General features: G+C 71.6%; 17 protein-coding genes. 11 read left to right on the top strand and 6 right to left on the bottom strand.

Annotated features, from left to right (window positions below; genetic code table 11):
- Nucleotides 1-124 precede the first annotated feature (124 nt).
- On the top strand, nucleotides 125-1,090 hold the full coding sequence (locus tag OHT77_RS11680; RefSeq protein WP_328828206.1) for an RNA polymerase sigma factor: 966 nt from the start codon (nucleotides 125-127) through the stop codon (nucleotides 1,088-1,090).
- On the opposite strand, the gene OHT77_RS11675 is transcribed toward OHT77_RS11680, so the two are convergent.
- The 4 genes from OHT77_RS11675 to OHT77_RS11660 all read right to left on the bottom strand — a co-directional run bounded on the left by OHT77_RS11675 (nucleotide 1,064) and on the right by OHT77_RS11660 (nucleotide 4,628).
- Nucleotides 1,064-1,660 carry a cysteine hydrolase family protein gene (locus OHT77_RS11675; protein WP_328828205.1) on the bottom strand — a complete coding sequence of 199 codons (597 nt, stop codon included), beginning with the start codon at nucleotides 1,658-1,660 and terminating at the stop codon, nucleotides 1,064-1,066. The genes OHT77_RS11680 and OHT77_RS11675 overlap by 27 nt on opposite strands.
- Nucleotides 1,661-1,707: 47 nt before the next feature.
- Nucleotides 1,708-3,138 carry an MFS transporter gene (locus OHT77_RS11670; protein WP_328828204.1) on the bottom strand — a complete coding sequence of 477 codons (1,431 nt, stop codon included), beginning with the start codon at nucleotides 3,136-3,138 and terminating at the stop codon, nucleotides 1,708-1,710.
- Nucleotides 3,135-3,602: a MarR family winged helix-turn-helix transcriptional regulator gene (locus OHT77_RS11665; protein ID WP_328828202.1), complete on the bottom strand. Its 468-nt coding sequence runs from the start codon at nucleotides 3,600-3,602 to the stop codon at nucleotides 3,135-3,137. Before OHT77_RS11665 ends, OHT77_RS11670 begins: the two co-directional genes overlap by 4 nt.
- A 105-nt stretch (nucleotides 3,603-3,707) precedes the next feature.
- On the bottom strand, nucleotides 3,708-4,628 hold the full coding sequence (locus OHT77_RS11660) for an alpha/beta hydrolase (protein ID WP_328828201.1): 921 nt from the start codon (nucleotides 4,626-4,628) through the stop codon (nucleotides 3,708-3,710).
- A gap of 146 nt (nucleotides 4,629-4,774) precedes the next feature.
- Between OHT77_RS11660 and OHT77_RS11655 the strand changes: the two genes are divergently transcribed.
- Nucleotides 4,775-5,650: a helix-turn-helix domain-containing protein gene (locus tag OHT77_RS11655; RefSeq protein ID WP_328828200.1), complete on the top strand. Its 876-nt coding sequence runs from the start codon at nucleotides 4,775-4,777 to the stop codon at nucleotides 5,648-5,650.
- On the opposite strand, the gene OHT77_RS11650 is transcribed toward OHT77_RS11655, so the two are convergent.
- Nucleotides 5,651-6,643, bottom strand: a complete 993-nt coding sequence (locus tag OHT77_RS11650) for a 2-hydroxyacid dehydrogenase (protein ID WP_328828197.1) — start codon at nucleotides 6,641-6,643, stop codon at nucleotides 5,651-5,653.
- A 126-nt stretch (nucleotides 6,644-6,769) separates the two neighbouring features.
- Nucleotides 6,770-7,681: a nitrogen assimilation transcriptional regulator NAC gene (gene nac, locus OHT77_RS11645; protein ID WP_328828196.1), complete on the bottom strand. Its 912-nt coding sequence runs from the start codon at nucleotides 7,679-7,681 to the stop codon at nucleotides 6,770-6,772.
- 286 nt (nucleotides 7,682-7,967) lie between these two features.
- Here nac and OHT77_RS11640 point away from each other — a divergent pair, with 286 nt between their 5' ends.
- The 9 genes from OHT77_RS11640 (at nucleotide 7,968) to OHT77_RS11600 (ending at nucleotide 16,326) form a co-directional block, all read left to right on the top strand.
- The gene (locus tag OHT77_RS11640; RefSeq protein WP_328828192.1) at nucleotides 7,968-8,747 is read left to right on the top strand and encodes a LamB/YcsF family protein; all 780 of its coding nucleotides are present in this window, start codon (nucleotides 7,968-7,970) and stop codon (nucleotides 8,745-8,747) included.
- A 5-nt stretch (nucleotides 8,748-8,752) separates the two neighbouring features.
- Nucleotides 8,753-9,577 (top strand): 5-oxoprolinase subunit B family protein, encoded by an 825-nt coding sequence (locus OHT77_RS11635; protein WP_328828191.1) that lies wholly within the window; start codon nucleotides 8,753-8,755, stop codon nucleotides 9,575-9,577.
- Entirely contained in the window at nucleotides 9,570-10,556 is a 987-nt protein-coding gene (locus OHT77_RS11630) for a biotin-dependent carboxyltransferase family protein (RefSeq protein WP_328828190.1), read from the top strand. The genes OHT77_RS11635 and OHT77_RS11630 overlap by 8 nt, the downstream gene beginning before the upstream one ends.
- A 236-nt stretch (nucleotides 10,557-10,792) precedes the next feature.
- On the top strand, nucleotides 10,793-12,103 hold the full coding sequence (locus tag OHT77_RS11625) for an MFS transporter (protein ID WP_328828189.1): 1,311 nt from the start codon (nucleotides 10,793-10,795) through the stop codon (nucleotides 12,101-12,103).
- Between the two features lie 120 nt (nucleotides 12,104-12,223).
- Entirely contained in the window at nucleotides 12,224-12,967 is a 744-nt protein-coding gene (locus tag OHT77_RS11620; protein WP_328828188.1) for an SDR family oxidoreductase, read from the top strand.
- Nucleotides 12,968-12,972: 5 nt separating this feature from the next.
- Nucleotides 12,973-14,190: an aspartate transaminase gene (locus OHT77_RS11615; protein WP_328828187.1), complete on the top strand. Its 1,218-nt coding sequence runs from the start codon at nucleotides 12,973-12,975 to the stop codon at nucleotides 14,188-14,190.
- 9 nt (nucleotides 14,191-14,199) lie between these two features.
- Nucleotides 14,200-14,874 carry a 4-carboxy-4-hydroxy-2-oxoadipate aldolase/oxaloacetate decarboxylase gene (locus tag OHT77_RS11610; protein WP_328828185.1) on the top strand — a complete coding sequence of 225 codons (675 nt, stop codon included), beginning with the start codon at nucleotides 14,200-14,202 and terminating at the stop codon, nucleotides 14,872-14,874.
- A gap of 94 nt (nucleotides 14,875-14,968) precedes the next feature.
- Nucleotides 14,969-15,604, top strand: coding sequence for a hypothetical protein (locus tag OHT77_RS11605; protein WP_328828181.1), 636 nt, complete (start codon nucleotides 14,969-14,971; stop codon nucleotides 15,602-15,604).
- Nucleotides 15,605-15,726: 122 nt separating this feature from the next.
- On the top strand, nucleotides 15,727-16,326 hold the full coding sequence (locus OHT77_RS11600) for a sigma-70 family RNA polymerase sigma factor (protein ID WP_328828180.1): 600 nt from the start codon (nucleotides 15,727-15,729) through the stop codon (nucleotides 16,324-16,326).
- Nucleotides 16,327-16,333: the final 7 nt, after the last annotated feature.

Below are 16,333 nucleotides of genomic sequence, written 5' to 3'. Positions count from 1 at the left end.
CCTCGGTCCGCCACGCGGGGGCCATCTCCCGTTCATCGGCGGGTGGGAGAAGTGGGGTCCCGGAGCATGGGCCCCAACTGTCCGCAGTGGAGCAGGGCTTGTGATGTGCGTGCATGGAGGCTTCATGGTGCCCCTCGACCGTCCCACGGATGAGGAACTCACCCGCAGGGCCCAGGCCGGTGAGTCCGGTGCCCTGGGGTTGCTGCTGACGCGGCATCAGGCACCCATGCGTGCCGTCGCGTTGAGCCTGCTCGGGCACGGCCCGGATGCCGAGGACGCCGTACAGGACGCCGCGTTGACCGCGCTGCGGCGGATCGGTGACGTACGGGACCCCGCGGCCGTCGGGGCGTGGCTGCGGGCGATCGTGCGGAACGCGTCCCGGATGCGGTTGCGGGCCGTGCGGGAGCTGCCCGGGCTCGACGTGCTGGAGCAGGTGTACGTGCGGGACGACGGGCCCTCGCATCCGGAGCGGGTCGTCGAGCAGCACGCGATGCGGGACTGGATCTGGGACGCGGTGGAGGAACTGCCGCCGCAGCAGCGGCTGGTGCTGATGCTGCGGCACTTCAGCGGGATCACCTCGTACCAGGAGATCGCCGAGGCCTGCGAGGTCCCGGTGGGCACCGTGCGCAGCAGGCTCAGCCAGGCCCGGGCGAAGATGGCCCAGGTCCTGCTGTCCACCGCGGCCGGCGGACACGACGACGCCACCGCGCTCACCGAGGACAGCCGCCAGGAGGCCGAGGTCACCCTCGACGGCGCGATGCGCGGCCAACTGCCCGTCGAGATCCTGGAGTTGTGGCCCGAGGAGACCGAACTCGTCGGTGTCCTCAACAAGGACGGCGGACGATGCCACCCCTTCCCGGCGATGCGCAGCACCCGGGACAAGGGCGTGACCCAGCATCTGCGCCATGTCGTGGCCAGCCGGGACATCGCCATCTGGGAGATGGAGGCCGTCACCCCGGCCGGGATCGCCAACCCCTGCCCGCCCACCCTGGCGTGGCTGATGTTCCGCCAGGACGGACGGGTGCGGAAGCTCCGGGTGGTCTTCCCCGGGGCGGGCGACGGATCAGGCGGCGCGCAGCAGCTGTCGTAGCACTGTGGTGTCGATGACGTGGGCGCGGGACGGGAACACCTTCTCGACCAGCACCCGGTGGGTCTCGGCGTCGGGGTCGGCGACGCCGTCGGAGAGGACCAGGACGCGGTAGTCGCGGTCGGCCGCGTCGATGACCGTGGACAGGACCACGCCGCTGGTGCTGATGCCGGCGAGGACCAGGGTGTCGATGCCGCGGGCGCTCAACTGCTCGTGGAGATCGGTGGTCGAGCCGGAGCCGTAGCGGATCTTGCGGACGACGATGTCGCCCTCCTCCGGTGCGATCCGGGCGTCGAGCTGGGTGGCGTCGTCCTCGTGGTGCAGCATCTTCGCCGCGGCGACCGCGCTGAAGGACTTGTTGGTGTCCGGGATCGCCGACCAGTCGTCCTCGGTGAAGGCGACGCGGACGTAGCCGATGGTGCCGCCGGCCGCGCGGACCTCGGCGATGGTGTCCTTGACCCGCTCGACGAGGGCGTCGGAGTCCGGGGCGATCGGGACGATGCCGTTCTGGAAGTCCATGACCAGCAGGGCGGTGCGCTCGGGGGTGATCGTGGGGAGGGAGGTGGTGCTCACGCGAGGTTCTCCTTGATGGGGTCTTGCTCGGGGGGTAGGGGTACCGGTCAGGTGGTCTGGGTGGTGCGGCTCATCAGACGGCGGTCCAGGACGGTCAGCAGCAGGACCGCGAGGCCCGCGCCGACCAGGACGAGGCCGAGGATGTGCAGGCCGTGGTCGGTCACTCCGGCGCGGAAGACGATTCCGCCGATCACGGCGGAGGTGATCGTCCCGAGGTAGCCGAAGGTCCTGAACAGGCCGGAGGCGGTGCCTATCTGGTCGGGCGGCGCCTCCAGGTAGAGGGCGGTCTGGTTGCCGACGGTGGTGGTCGCGGAGGCGACGCCGAAGATCAGGGACACCAGCACGATCGCTATCGCCGGGCTGTGCGAGTTCAGCAGCATGATCCCGGCCGAGCCGACCAGCATGGTCACCGCCGCGACGACCAGCGGGCCGCGGATCAGATTGCGGCGGGCGAGCGGGCGCGAGAGCAGCGCGGAGACGGCGCCCATCGGCAGCAGCAGGAGTCCCGCCGCCACGCTGGACAGCCCGTGCGCGGCCTCCATCCACTGCGTCACGCCGTACATCACGGTGTACGTGCCGAGCAGGGTGAGGGCCTGGCGCAGATAGGTGCGGGTGAGCGCGCCGTTGGCGGCGAGGCCGCGGAAGTCGAAGAACGGGGCGGGCTTGCGCAGCTCCCACCAGACCGTGGGCAGCGCGGCCGCGGCGAGGACGGCGAGCGTGACCCACTCGATCCGGGGGAGCGCCATCAGGAAGACGACCAGCGCGGTCATCGACACGGCGAATCCGACGATGCCGGCCAGGTCGATCCGGTCGGCGACCCGGCGGAAACCGTGGTCCGCGCGGTCGAGCGGCGGGTCCGCGGGCAGCCAGCGCACGGCCATCACCAGCGCCGCCAGCGTCACCGGGATGTTGATCAGGAAGGCCCAGCGCCAGCCTGCGGCGCCGACCAGCAGCCCGCCGATCGGCGGTCCCACGGCCGCGGTGGCCATGCCCGCGATGGCGATCCCGCCGAGGACTCCGCCCGGCGGGGCGTCGAGCCCGGCGTCCTGGGCGCGGCGCCGGATCAGCACCATCGCGCAGGGGAACGCGGCGGAGGTGCCGATGCCGACCAGTACCCGGGCCACGGTCAGCATCGCCAGGTTCCGGCCGAGGCCGCCGACGATCCCGCCGAGCAGCACCAGCACGATCCCGGCCAGGAAGATCCGGCGCGCCCCGAGCACCTCCGCCAGCTTCCCTGCGGTGGGCTGCGCCACCGCGCTGGCCAGATAGAGCGAGGAGACGAGGACGGCCGTGCTGCCGACCGGGACATGCAGTTCGGTGGCGATCGGCACCAGCGCCGTCGCGATGATCGAGCTGTTGACCGGGTTGAGGCCCGCGCCCACGTAGAGCGGGGTGGTGAAGGTCCACGCGAAGGGCTTGCGCGCGAGGGCGCGCGCCGGGTCGGCGGCCGTCTCGGTGTCGGTCCGGGCGGTCCTCATATGCCGTCGGCGTTCAGGTCGACGTCGGCGAGGCGCTCCAGCAGCTCGATCGCCTTCTCCACGTCCTCGCGCTCGCCCGGGGTGACCAGCTGGTCGATGGCCCGGGCCAGGAAGGAGGCGCGGCCCGCGAGCAGCTTCTCGACCAGCTCCGTCGCGGACGGGTCGGCGCTCATCAGCTTCTTCCGGCCGTCCTGCGCGTCCGGCTCGCTGCGCACCAGCCCGGCGGCCTTGAGCACGGCCAGGCTCTGCGCGATGGACTGCGCGCTGACCCGCTCCAGCGTGGCCAGCCGCGCCGCCGTGACAGGGCCTTCCCGTACGACGCTCGCCAGCACGCCGAGCTGCGTGAGGGTCAGGCCGGTCGCGTGCTGCCCCGACTCCGCCCGCAGCCGTGCGCGCAGCCGGGCCATCGCGTCATTGAGCCGCTGCGCCGTCGCGACGGACCGTTGCGGGGGGTTCGTGGTCATGTCCCCAACGTAAAACTGCACAAGTAACTTTGCCAAGTTACTTGTGCAGTTTTGACTGTCTACCGGATCACACGCTCGACCGGATCGAGAGGACGGCCCGCTGGATCACCCCGGCAGGTGCGCGGCGAAGAAGCCGTCCAGCCTCTCCACGGCAGGCGTCACGTACTCCTCCTTGTCGTAGAGATCGACGTGCGAGGCCCCCTCGATCCACGCCAACTCCTTTGACCCGTAAGCCTTTTGGTACGCCTCCACACTCATCCAGGACGTCACCGCGGCCCGCCCCACGACCAGCAGCAACGGCCGCGGCGCGATCAGCGCGACAGAAGCGAAGGCGTCGAAGGCGGCGATACGGTCCACGCTGGTCCAGGTCAGCGACTTGGCCGAGCGGGGGTGCCGGGCGCGCGGAGTGCAGTAGTACTCCCAGCCGTCGTAGACATGCGGACCGCCCGCGCGCGCCTCCTCCTCGGTGGCCGGGAACACCGGGAAACGCCGGACGTCCGCACCCCGCGCCTCGGCGGTACGGGCCTCGGAAGCCGCGGCCAGCATGCCCGCCACGACGGCCGGGTCCTGCGCGCCGTCCGCACCGAGCCGGAACTGCCGTGAGATGTCCGCGGCACTGACCGCCCCCACGGCCCGGATGCGCGGGTCGGTCGCGGCCGCCGCCAGGGCGTAGCCGCCGGAGGCGCAGATCCCCAGCGCCCCGATCCGGTCCGGGTCGACCTCGTCGAGGGTGCTCAAGAAGGACACGGCGGCCTTGAGGTCCTCGACCCGCTGCCCCGGATCCTCCAGACCGCGCGGCTCGCCCTCGCTCTCACCCTGGTGGGCAGCGTCGAAGGCGAGCGTGACGAACCCGCGCTCGGCGAGCAGCCGGGCGTACAGCCCGGCGGCCTGTTCCTTCACCCCGGTGCCGGGATGCCCGACCACGATCGCGGGCCGCGGCGACCCGCCCCGCGCCTCCCCGTCCGGGGTGTGGAGATGACCGGCGAGCTTCAGGCCCGCACTGAGGAAGGTGACATCGGTACGCATGGGGATGCACTCCAGTCGCGAAGGGGGGAGCCGGATGACGGCCGTGTCCCCACCGTCGCTCCGCCCCACCCCGCGCCACCAGGGACGGCCCTGCCTATGCGGTTCTGTACCAGGCACGCGCCCGCCGGCCCGAGCACACTGGACCCATGGCAGACCGTGACGAGCCGTCCCCCTCCGGCAACGAACTGGGCGACTTCCTGCGCGCCCGCCGAGCGGACCGCGACCCGCGGCAGGCGGGCTTCCCCGACGACGGCAGCCTGCGCCGGGTGCCAGGACTGCGCAGGGAGGAGCTGGCCTTCCTCGCGCACGTCAGCGTCGACTACATCGTCCGCCTGGAACAGGGCCGCACCCGCCGGGGCTCCCGCGCCGTCCTGGACGCCCTGGCCGACGCACTGCATCTCGCCCCGGACGAGCGCACCTACCTCTTCACGCTGGCCGAGGTCGCACCGGGCGCATCGACGCGGCTACCCGACCGCTCCGAAGTCGCCCCGCGGCTACGGCAGTTGCTGGACACCATGCACGACATCCCCGCGATGGTGCTGCACCGGGGCATGGACGTCCTCGCCTGGAACCGCGCGGCCACCGCCCTGCTCACCGACTTCGGCGCGGTGCCCCCGGCCCGGCGCAACCTGATCCGGCTCACCTTCCTCGACCCCGGCTTCCGTGCGCTGTACGCCGACTGGCCCCGGGCCGCCCGCGAGTGCGTCGCCGTACTGCGCATGGAGGCGGGCCGCACCCCGCACGACCCGGCACTTGACGTCCTGATCGCCGAACTCCTCGCCCACGACCGGGACTTCCGCACCTGGTGGGACGAGCATCAGGTGCGCGGCCCGCGCCAGCTCACCAAGACGTACGTCCATCCCGTCGCCGGCGAACTCACCCTGGACGTGCAGCAGTTCACCGTCGACACGCACCCGGAGCAGTTCCTCGTCGCCTACACCGCCCCACCGGACTCGCCCTCGCAGGAGGCGCTGCGGTTCCTGCTGCAGTGGGCCGGTCTCACCGGCGCGCAGACGGGCTGATCAGCCGCCGACCGGTGCGCCCGCCACCGCCGGGGTGCCGGGCAGGGGAGTGCGGGCGGGCCGTGCGGCGAGCACGTCGAGGATGTTGTCCACGGCCAGGTCGACCATCGCGGCCCGGGTCGCCTCCGTCGCCGAGCCGATGTGCGGCAGCGTGATCACGTTCGGCTCGGCCACCAGCGGGGACAACTCCGTGCCCATCGGCTCCCGTTCGAAGACGTCGAGCCCGGCGGAGTGCAGCCGCCCCTCGCGCACGGCGTCCAGCAGGGCCGCCTCGTCGATCACTCCGCCGCGCGAGGTGCTGACCAGCGTGGCCGTCGGCTTCATCGCGGCCAGTTCGCGGGCCGAGATCAGATGGCGGGTCTCGTCGGTGAGCGGCACGTGCAGCGACACGACGTCGGAGTCGGCGAGCAGCGCGGCCAGGCCCACCGAGGTCGACAGGTCGTCGTCGGGGGCGTACGGGTCGTGGTGGATCACGCGCATCCCGAAGCCGTGGGCCCGGCGGGCGACCGCGCGGCCGATCTGGCCGTAGCCGACCAGGCCGAGGGTGGCTCCGTGGATGTCCTGGCCGAGGTGGTCGTGCATCCGGAACAGTCCCCAGGCGCCGTCCGCGAGGCTCGCGGACGCCGCGCCGAGGCGGCGGCGGGCGGCGAGGATCAGCGCGAAGGCGAGGTCGGCGGTCGTCTCCGCGAGCACGCGGGGCGTGTGCGTGACGACGACGCCGCGCTCGGCCGCCGCGGCGCGGTCGACGTTGTCGAAGCCCATGCTGGCCAGCGCGACGACCCGCAGCGAAGGGCCCGCCGCGTCCATGAGGGCGGCGTCCACGGGGTCGTTGCCGAGCGCCAGCACACCGCTCACGCCCGGGGCGAGCGCGGCGAGATCGGCGGCGTCCGGCTTCCCGGCGCCGGGCCAGGACACCAACTCCGCGTTCTCCGACAGGCGTTCCAGACCGCTGCCGGGCAGGTTCTCACGGGTGGCGAGGACACGCTTTTTCATGTGCTTCTCCAGTGACGAGCCGTGTATTGCCGACCAGGCGAACTGTTTCGAAGTGGTTTCGAAGAAAGCTAGTCGCGGCGCTCACCGGAAACAAATAGCGGATTCGTCTGACGCTATTGGCCGTCCTTATTCCTCGGTGTTTCTGTCGGCGTCGATCAGCTCCAGGAAGAGATCGTGCACGGCCAGCGCGGGCTCCGAGAGCGGCTGGTTGTCGGAGGTGACCACGGACAGTTTCACCGCGATCACGGGCTCCACGATCCGCCGCACGGACAGCTCGCGGACGTCGAGGATGGCCCGCGCCGCCGACCAGGGCAGGACCGTCGCGCCGAGCCCCGCGTCCACGGCGTGCACGAGCGTCGACGCGGACTCGACCTCGCCCACCACGTTCAGCGGCAGCGAGGCCTGCTGGAAGGCCGCGTCCACGACCTGCCGGATCGTGTGGATACGGCTCGGCAGCAGCAGCGGCATGCGCGCCAGCTCCTCGAGCCGCACCTCGCCCCGCCCCGACGGCGCCGTGTCACCGGGCGCGCCGATCAGGAACAGGTCCTCCGTCCGCACCGGCTCGAACTGCACACCCCGCAGCGGTCCGGCGCCGTAGATGAAGGCCATGTCCATGCGGCCTGTCATGATCGCCTCGCTGATCACACCGCCGAAGTTCTCGTTGATGTGCAGCAGGATGTCCGGGTAGCGCTCGCGGACGCCCTTCAGCAGCGGTACGGCGAGGGCCGCGCCCAGGCTGTACGGCGCGAGGCCGACCGAGACGCTGCCGGCCGGGGCCCGCCCGGAGACGTCGACGGCGGCCTGCGCGAGATCCACCTGCCGGAGGATGAGCTGCGCGTGCAGGTACAGCGCGCGGCCCGCCTCGGTCGGCGCCACCCCGCGCTTGCTGCGGATCAGCAGCTGCTGCCCGAACTGCGCCTCCAGCGCGGACAGTTGCTGGCTCAGGGCCGGCTGCGCGATGTGCAGGATGTCGGCCGCGCGCGTGATGCTCCCCGCGTCGATGATCTTGATGAACGAGTAGAGACGCCTGGTGTCCATGCGCGGGGCCTTCCAGATGGAGCGAAGCCTCATCGTAGGGAGGGATCACCCCGAAACACAGCCCCGATGGGCGGAGGCCGTGAGGGGAGTCATAACGGTTCGCGATAACGCCAGAACGAACGCATATTGGCGATCACACGACCGGCGGAATAAGTTGTGCGGAACATCCACACCGGGCCATTCACCCGCTCCCGGTTTCACGAAGACGTGATGGAATCTCCTTCCCCCCCACCAGAATTCCCCTGCGCGGAATTCCATCTTTCCGCATTCCCTCCCGGAGGACGTCATGACTCCCATGGTTGATCTCGTCGCCGATCTCGGTGAGGGATTCGGCGCGTACACGATGGGCGACGACGCGGCCCTTCTGGAGTTGCTGACGTCCGCCAATGTGGCCTGCGGATTCCATGCCGGTGACCCGCGCATCATGGACGCCACCGTGCGGACCTGCGTGGCGCGGCAGGTGGCCGTCGGCGCCCACCCGAGCTTCCCCGACCTCGTCGGCTTCGGCCGCCGCGCGATGGACCTCACCCCGGACGAGGTCCGCACGGACGTGCTCTACCAGATCGGCGCCCTCCAGGCCTTCGCCGTCGCCCACGGCACCCGCGTCCGCCACGTCGCCCCGCACGGCCGCCTCGGCAACCTGGTCGCCGTCCGCGCCGACTACGCCCGCGCCGTCGTCGACGCCGTGGCCGCCCTGGACGAGTCGCTCATCGTCCTCGCGCAGGACGGCGAACTGGCCGACGCGGCCCGCGCCCGCGGCCTGCGCGTCGGCATCGTCGGCATCGCGGACCGCGCCTACCGCGCCGACGGCACCCTCGTCCCGCGCTTCGAACCCGGATCGGTGATCCACGACCCGGACGAGGTCGCCCGCCGCACCCTGCGCATGGTCACCGAGGGCGCCATCCGCAGCGTCGACGGCACGGACGTCCAAGTCGCCTGCGACACCGTCCTGTTGCACGGCGACAGCCCCGGCGCCATCGCCCTGGCCGCCCGCATCCGCGAGCAACTCCTCACCGCGGGCGTCCAGATCACCTCCCTCGACACAGTCCTGAGCGGCAAGGGGTGACCGACATGAACAGCCCTGCCGCGGAGGCCCCCGCCGTGAACAAGCCTGGAACGAACGGCACTTGCCCCGAACCGCACACCAACGTGACCATCACCGACTGCGGCGACTCCGCCCTCGTCTCCAAGGCCGTCGGCCTCGCCCCCGAACCGGCCTGGCAGCTGGTCCACGCCCTCGCCGACGCCCTGAACGCCGTCCGACTCACCGGCGTCCACGACGTGGTGCCCACCTACGACGCCCTGCTCGTCGAGTTCGACTGCGCCACCACCGACCACGACACCGTCCGCCGCGTCCTGGCCCACGAAGCGGCCCGCCTCGGCCCGCACCCCGCGCCGGCGACACCCCCGCGCCGCTTCGTCGTCCCCGTCGTCTACGGCGGCGAGCACGGCCCCGACCTCCCCGAGGTGGCCGCCCAACTCGGCCTGACCGAGGGCGAGATCATCGCCCTGCACTCCGGCTCCGACCTCACCGTGCGCTGTCTCGGCGCCCCCGCCGGAGCCCCGATGACGGACGGCCCGCCCTTCCCGAAACCGGTACCGCGCCTCGCCTCGCCCCGCACCAAGGTCGCCCCCGGCTCGGTCGCGGTCGCAGGACGCCAGGCGGTCATCTGCCCGATGCCGTCCCCCGGCGGCTGGCCCCTCCTGGGCCGCACCCCGGTACGCGTCCTGGACCTGCACAGCGACCCGATCACGGCATACCGCCCCGGCGACACCTTCACGTTCGTCCCCATCGCGCCCCAACAGTGGTCCGAATACGCCGACTTGAGCCTGGCGGACTGCACGGACCCGGCGGGCACGACAGACCTGGCGGGCCAGGGAGGTCGCCATGGCTGACACTCTCACGATCCGCACCGCTGGCATCGTCACCGTCCAGGACCTGGGCCGCGTAGGCCGCTCCCGCTACGGCCTGCCCGCCAACGGAGCCGCCGACCAGCACTCGGCCCGCGTCGCCAACGTCCTGTGCGGCAACGACGACCGAGCCCCGCTCCTGGAGATCACCGCCCTCGACTTCGCCTGCGTCCCCTCCGCCGACATCCTCATCGCGGTGACAGGCGCCCCCGCCGAGGTCACCGTCGACGGAGTCGTACGCCCGCAATGGGAACCGATCCCCGTCAGGGCAGGCGACACAGTTCGCGTCGCGGGCATCCACAGGGGCCTCCGCGTCTACCTGGCCGTCCTCGGCTCGATCGAGGCCGACTACCTCCAGGGCAGCTGCGCCCCCGACACGATCCTCGGCTTCGGCCCCGCCCTGAGCGCCGGCGACGAACTCACCCTGCGCACGGCCTGCCCGCCTATCGACCACCCCTTCTCGCGGATCCCCCTGTTCCGCCTGAGGGCACCGGTCCCCGCATTCCCCACCACCTGGACCATCGACGTCACCGACGGCCCCGACCGGGCCGAGTTCGGCGACACGGCCCGGCGGCTCTTCGACGCCCCCTTCACGGTCACCCCCCGAAGCAACCACATCGGCCTGCGCCTCCAGGGAGCGGTGCCCCGCCGCGTCACCCAGGGCGAGGTCCTCTCCCGAGGCGTCCCCATCGGCGCGGTGGAAGTCCCCGCAGGCGACGAACTCCTGGTCCTCCACCGCGGCCGAGGCGTCACAGCCGGCTACCCCGTCCTGGCCGTAGTCACCGCCACCGGCCTCTCAGCCCTCGGCCAGGTCCGCCCCGGCCAATCCCTCACCTTCCGCCACCGCACCGTAAACCAGGCGATCACAGCCCACCGCGCCCAACGCCACGCAATAGAAACCCTCAGAACCAGAGTCCACACAGCCTTCGAGGCACTGCGCATCCGGGCGCCTGCGGGCACTTGACGCCCCGCACCTCTTCACAGAGGCCCACTCAAGAAGGGGCGCGGGGAACTGCGCGCCCAGCCCCCACCGACCGGCACACATTCCACAACAGCTCCCCCCACGCACCCCACCCGCACAATCCCCACCCGCACCCAACCCCACCCGCACCCAAACCCCGCTCCCCGCCAACCCGCTGGAAGCCCCCGCACGGAGCCGCAACGCCCCACCCCCAACCCCGCCCCCAGACAGGAGAAGCCATGAGCACCGTGGCCGCTCAGCCACTCCCCAACACGGTCGACCCCAGAACCGCCCGCAAGGTAACCCTCGCCGGCTGCGTAGGGATCTTCGCCGAGCTCTACGACAACGGCATCTTCGGCTTCATGGCCGGCTCCCTCGCCGCCGTCTTCTTCCCCGGCTCCGACAACGCCGTCCAGCTCGTCTTCCTCGGCTACGCCGTCTCCTTCTTCTTCCGCCCCCTCGGCGCCGTCATCTGCGGCCACCTCGGCGACCGCATCGGCCGCCAACGCATGCTGGTCTTCGTCATCCTGCTGATCAGCGCCGCCACCGCGGCCATCGGCGTGCTCCCCAGCTATGCCGGCATCGGCGTAGCCGCCCCCGCCCTGCTGATCCTGCTCCGCGTCGCCCAGGGCTTCTCCGTCGGCGGCGAGGCCTCCGGCGCGATGAGCTTCCTCGCCGAGCACGCCCCGGAGGGCAAGCGCGGCCTGTACACCAGCTACGCGCAGATCGCCTCGTTCCTCGCGCTGCTCACCGGCACCCTGGTCGCCGCCGCGATGACCAGCGGCCTCGGCTCCGCGCGCATGGAGTCCTGGGGCTGGCGCATCCCGTTCCTGCTCGCCGTACCGCTGGGCATCGCCGGTATCTACATCCGCAAGCGCATCAGCGACACCCCCAACTTCACGCGCCTGAAAGAAGAGGACGGCCTCTCCAAGAACCCGCTCAAGGAGGCGTTCGCCTCCGCCGAGCACCGGCGCGCGATGCTGCTGGCCCTGTTCATCCCCCTGATGAACGGCTCCGGTTACTACGTCCTGTTCAGCTACATGCCCACCTTCATGAGCACCGAGCTGCACTTCGGGAAGGTCCAGGGCCTCCTGGTCACCGCCTCCAGCCTGGTCGCGATCTGTATCGCCATCCCCTACATGGGCCGCCTCTCCGACCGCATCGGCCGCAAGAAGGTCCTCGCAGGCTCCGCCGTCGCGATGGCCGTCGTAGGCATCCCCTGTTACCTGCTGATCGGCACCGGCAACGTGGCCCTCGCGGTGATCGGCGCCTGCGTCATGGCGGTGGTGTTCGCCGGCCACACCGGCGTCATCCACATCCTGCTCGTCGAACTCTTCCCGACCCGGGTGCGCTACTCCGCCTACGGCCTCGGCTACAACGTCTCCTCCGCCCTCTTCGGCGGCACGGCCCCCCTGCTGATGACCTACCTCATCGACCGCACGGGCAACGTCAACATGCCGGCCTTCTACGCCGTCATCACCGCCCTCGGCACGCTCATCGCCGTCTCCCGCGTGACGGACCGGGCGCACCTGCCCCTGCGCGACGCCTGACACCCCGCCCCGCAAAAAAGCACCCGCACCCGCACGCCCGCACAACCTCACCCGCACAAGCCCCGCGCACACGCGCCACCCGCACAAACCCCCCACCCCGCACAGCAAGGAGCCCTCAGCATGCCCATCTCCGACTACAGGACGGCCCTCGTCACCGGAGCGTCGACCGGCATCGGAGCCGTGGTCGTCGAGCGACTCGCCAAGCGCGGCCTGGAAGTCCACGCCGTGGCCCGCAACGCCGACCGGCTCAACACCCTTGCCGACGAGACCGGTTGCATCCCGCACGCCGTCGACATCACCGACACCGAGGCCCTCACCGCCGCCCTCGACGGCCTGGAGATCGACGTCCTCGTCAACAACGCGGGCGTCTCCCGCACCGGCAACATCCTCACCGCCGACGAGTTCGCGGTCGACGAGCAGATCGCCGTCAACATCCAGGCCGTCCTGCACCTGGTCCGGCTGCTGATGCCCGGCATGGTCGAGCGCGACCTCGGCCACATCGTCAACATCAGCTCCATCGCCGGTGTCTACAACTTCGGCGGCAACACGATCTACCACGCCACCAAAGCCGCCGTGCACACCCTCTCCCGCCAGCTCCGCGTCGACGGCTACGGCCGCCGCGTCCGCGTCAGCGAGATCTGCCCCGGCCGCGTCGAGACCGAGATCTTCGGCCGTCTGCTCGGCGACATGGAGGCCGCGCGGCGCGAGTTCTACGACGGCTACGAGTCCCTGAAGCCCGAGGACATCGCCGACGCCATCGAGTTCGCCGTCGACTCGCCCCGGCACGTGAACATCGGCCACATCGAGATCCTGCCCACCTTCCAGGTGCCCGGCGGCCTCAACTTCGAGCGCAGGGAGGGCTGATCACCGTGAAGACGGCAGCACGGCTCGGCCGGATCAAGCCCTCACCGAGCACGGCGGCGGCGCAGCGCGTACGCGAACTGAAGAGCCAGGGCCTCACCATCCTCGACCTGACGGTGGGCGAGCCCGACTTCGACACCCCGGACCACGTCAAGGCCGCCGCGATCAGGGCGATCGAGGCGGGCGAGACCAAGTACACGCCGGTGAACGGCACTTCGGCCCTGCGCGCCGCGATCAGGGTCAAGCTCCGCGAGCGCCACGGCCTCGACGTCACCGACGCGAACATCACCGTCGGCGGCGGCGCCAAGCAGGTCATCTTCCTTGCCCTGATGGCGACTCTGGACGAGGGCGACGAAGTGATCGTCCCCGCCCCGTACTGGGTGTCGTACCCGGACATGGTCAGCGCCAACGACGGCACCCCGGTCATCGTCGACTGCCCCGAGGGGGAAGGCTTCAAGCTGACCCCCGGGCGCCTCACGGCGGCGATCACCGAACGCACCCGCTGGGTCGTCCTCAACACCCCGGGAAATCCCACCGGATCGGCCTACACCACCGCCGAACTCCGCGCCCTCGCCGAGGTGTTGCTCGCCCACCCGCAGGTCGGCGTCCTCACCGACGAGATCTACGACGAGATCTGGTACGGCGCCGCGAGCGCCGCGTCCCTCGCGGCCGTCGAACCCCGTCTGGCCGACCGGGTGTTCCTCACCAACGGCGTCTCCAAGACGTACGCGATGACGGGCTGGCGCATCGGCTACGGCGTGGGCCCGGCCGGCCTGGTCACCGCGATCAACACCCTCCAGTCGCAGACCTCTTCGTGCCCGTCCTCCGTCAGCCAGGCCGCCGCTGCCGCCGCGCTCACCGGACCGCAGGGTTTCGTCCAGGACGCCGTGCGCGTCTACCGAGCCCGCCGCGACGAGACCGTGAAACTCGTCAACGACGTCCCGCAGCTGAGCTGCACCGTCCCGGACGGCGGCTTCTACCTCCTCGTCAACTGCCAAGCGGCAATAGGGCAGTTCACCCCCGCCGGCACCCGCATCGAGAGCGACGAGGACTTCGCCCGTCACCTCCTCGACGACCAGCAGGTGGCGGTGATCCACGGAGCGGCGTACGGCGCTCCGGGCTACTTCCGTATCTCCTTCGCCACGTCGACGGACGTCCTGACCGAGGCCTGCGAGCGCATCGCGACGGCCTGCGCCGCACTGACGTCCTCCGCCCCTTCCGTCTGAAAGGTCACCATGATCCGCGTCAGCACCAAGTTCGACCGCCCGGACGAGGCCGTGGTCAAGCAGCTCAGTGCCTTCTCCTCGGCCACCGTCCACGAGGCACAGGGCCGCCTCGGCGCACTGGACTCGGCCATCAAGCCGGTCGACCGCACCATGTCCCTGTGCGGCCCCGCCTTCACCGTGCAGTGCGCCCCGCGCGACAACCTCATGCTCCAGACCGCCATCGCCTACGCCCGCCCCGGCGACGTCGTGGTCGTGTCGGCCGGCGACTACGAGGAGGCGGGCTCCTTCGGCGACGTCCTCGCCAACGCCTGCCAGGCCAAGGGCCTCGCCGGACTCATCACCGACACGGGCGTCCGCGACACCGAGGACCTGCGCGCCCTCGGCTTCCCGGTCTTCTCCCGCAGCGTCTCCATCAAGGGCACCGTCAAGGAGACCGTCGGCCCGATGTGCGAGCCGGTCACCATCGGCGGAGTGCTGGTCCGCCCCGGCGACGTGATGCGCGCCGACGCCGACGGCGTGGTCGTCGTCCGCCGCGAGGACGCGGCCGATGCGGTCACCGCCTCGCAGGAACGGGTCGACGCCGAGGCCGGGTTCATCGCCGCGTACCGCGCGGGCAGGACGGTCGTGGAGATGTGCGGCCTCGCACCGGTGCTCGCGGCGAAGGGCCTCGTCATCGAGGAGTAGGACGGGCCCCTGCCGACCGCCCCCACTGAGCACCGCGCCGGGGAAAACCGTACCCACGGCTGAGAACCGGGTTCGGATGCCAGGATGAGGCGCGATGACGGCAGGGTGGGGTGTGCGCACGGTACGGGCCGCGATGTTCGCGGCCGTCTGTGTGGTGCTCGCCGCCCTGGGCCACGTCCTCATGTCCGGCCGCCACGTCCCCGGTTGGGCACTGGCCGCCGGACTCGCCGCCACCGCCCTCGCGGGTTGGACCCTGGCGGGCCGTGAACGCGGCCTCCCGCTCGTCGTCACCCTCGTGGTCGCCACCCAGGCCGCCCTCCACTCGGCGTTCTCCCTGGCACAGCCGACGACAGGGCAGCCGCTGGCCATGGACATGGGGTCGGCCGACATGGGCTCCATGCACATGGGCGCCATGGACTCCATGGATATGGGCCATATGTCGGCCACCACCACAGACCCGTCCTCGACCGGCATGCTCGCCGCCCACCTCCTGGCCGCCCTGCTCTGCGGCCTGTGGCTGGCCCACGGCGAGCGCGCCGCGTTCCGCGTCCTGCGCGCCGTGGCCACCCGACTCGCGGCCCCGCTACGACTGCTGCTCGCCCTCCCCGCCCCGCCGCACCGCCCGCGACTCCGCCCGCGCCGCCCCCGCTCCGAGCGGGCGCCGCGCCTTCTCCTCCTCGGCCACGCGATCACCTCGCGGGGTCCACCCCTGGGGACCGCTGTCAGCTGACGACAGCCGGCACCCCGGGCCGCTCCTACGCGCCCCGGGCCAGGCCGTACCCCCGCGCCGCCTCTCTTCCGGGCGCCGCGGGACGGCCGATCCCCTTTCACGGTGACCGAGAAGGACCCCTGGTGATCACTCCCACCCTGCCCGCGCCGCCCGACGTGACCGAGTCGAGCGACGAGTCCCTGACCAACTGGGCGCTCGCCGCCCGCCACGGCGACCCCGCCGCCGTCGACCACCTCGTGCGCGCGCTGCACCGCGACGTCCTGCGTTACGTCTCCCACCTGTGCGCCGACCCGCAGGCCGTCGACGACCTCGCGCAGGACACGTTCCTGCGGGCGCTCGGCAGCCTGCACCGCTTCGAGGGCCGCTCCTCGGCCCGTACCTGGCTGCTGTCCATCGCCCGCCGCGCGGTGATCGACAGCTACCGCCGCGCCGCCGCCCGCCCCCGTCTGTCCGACGTCCAGGACTGGCAGCTCGCCGTCGAACTGGCCCAGCCCCGGGGCCTGCCCGGCTTCGACGACGGCGTGGCACTCCTCGACCTGCTCGCCCTGCTGCCGGACGAACGCCGTGAGGCCTTCCTCCTCACCCAACTCCTCGGCCTGCCCTATGCGGAGGCGGCGGAACTCACCAACTGCCCGGTGGGGACGGTCCGTTCGAGGGTCGCCCGAGCCCGGGCGACCCTCGTGGACCTGCTGGCCGAAGGGGGTGCCGTACCCACCCTCTAGCCGGGCC

The organism is Streptomyces sp. NBC_00252, from assembly GCF_036187565.1.
In the GTDB taxonomy this organism is placed as follows: domain Bacteria; phylum Actinomycetota; class Actinomycetes; order Streptomycetales; family Streptomycetaceae; genus Streptomyces.
Note: the sequence above shows the minus strand (reverse complement) of the source record. Positions and strands in the feature narration are given on the sequence as shown.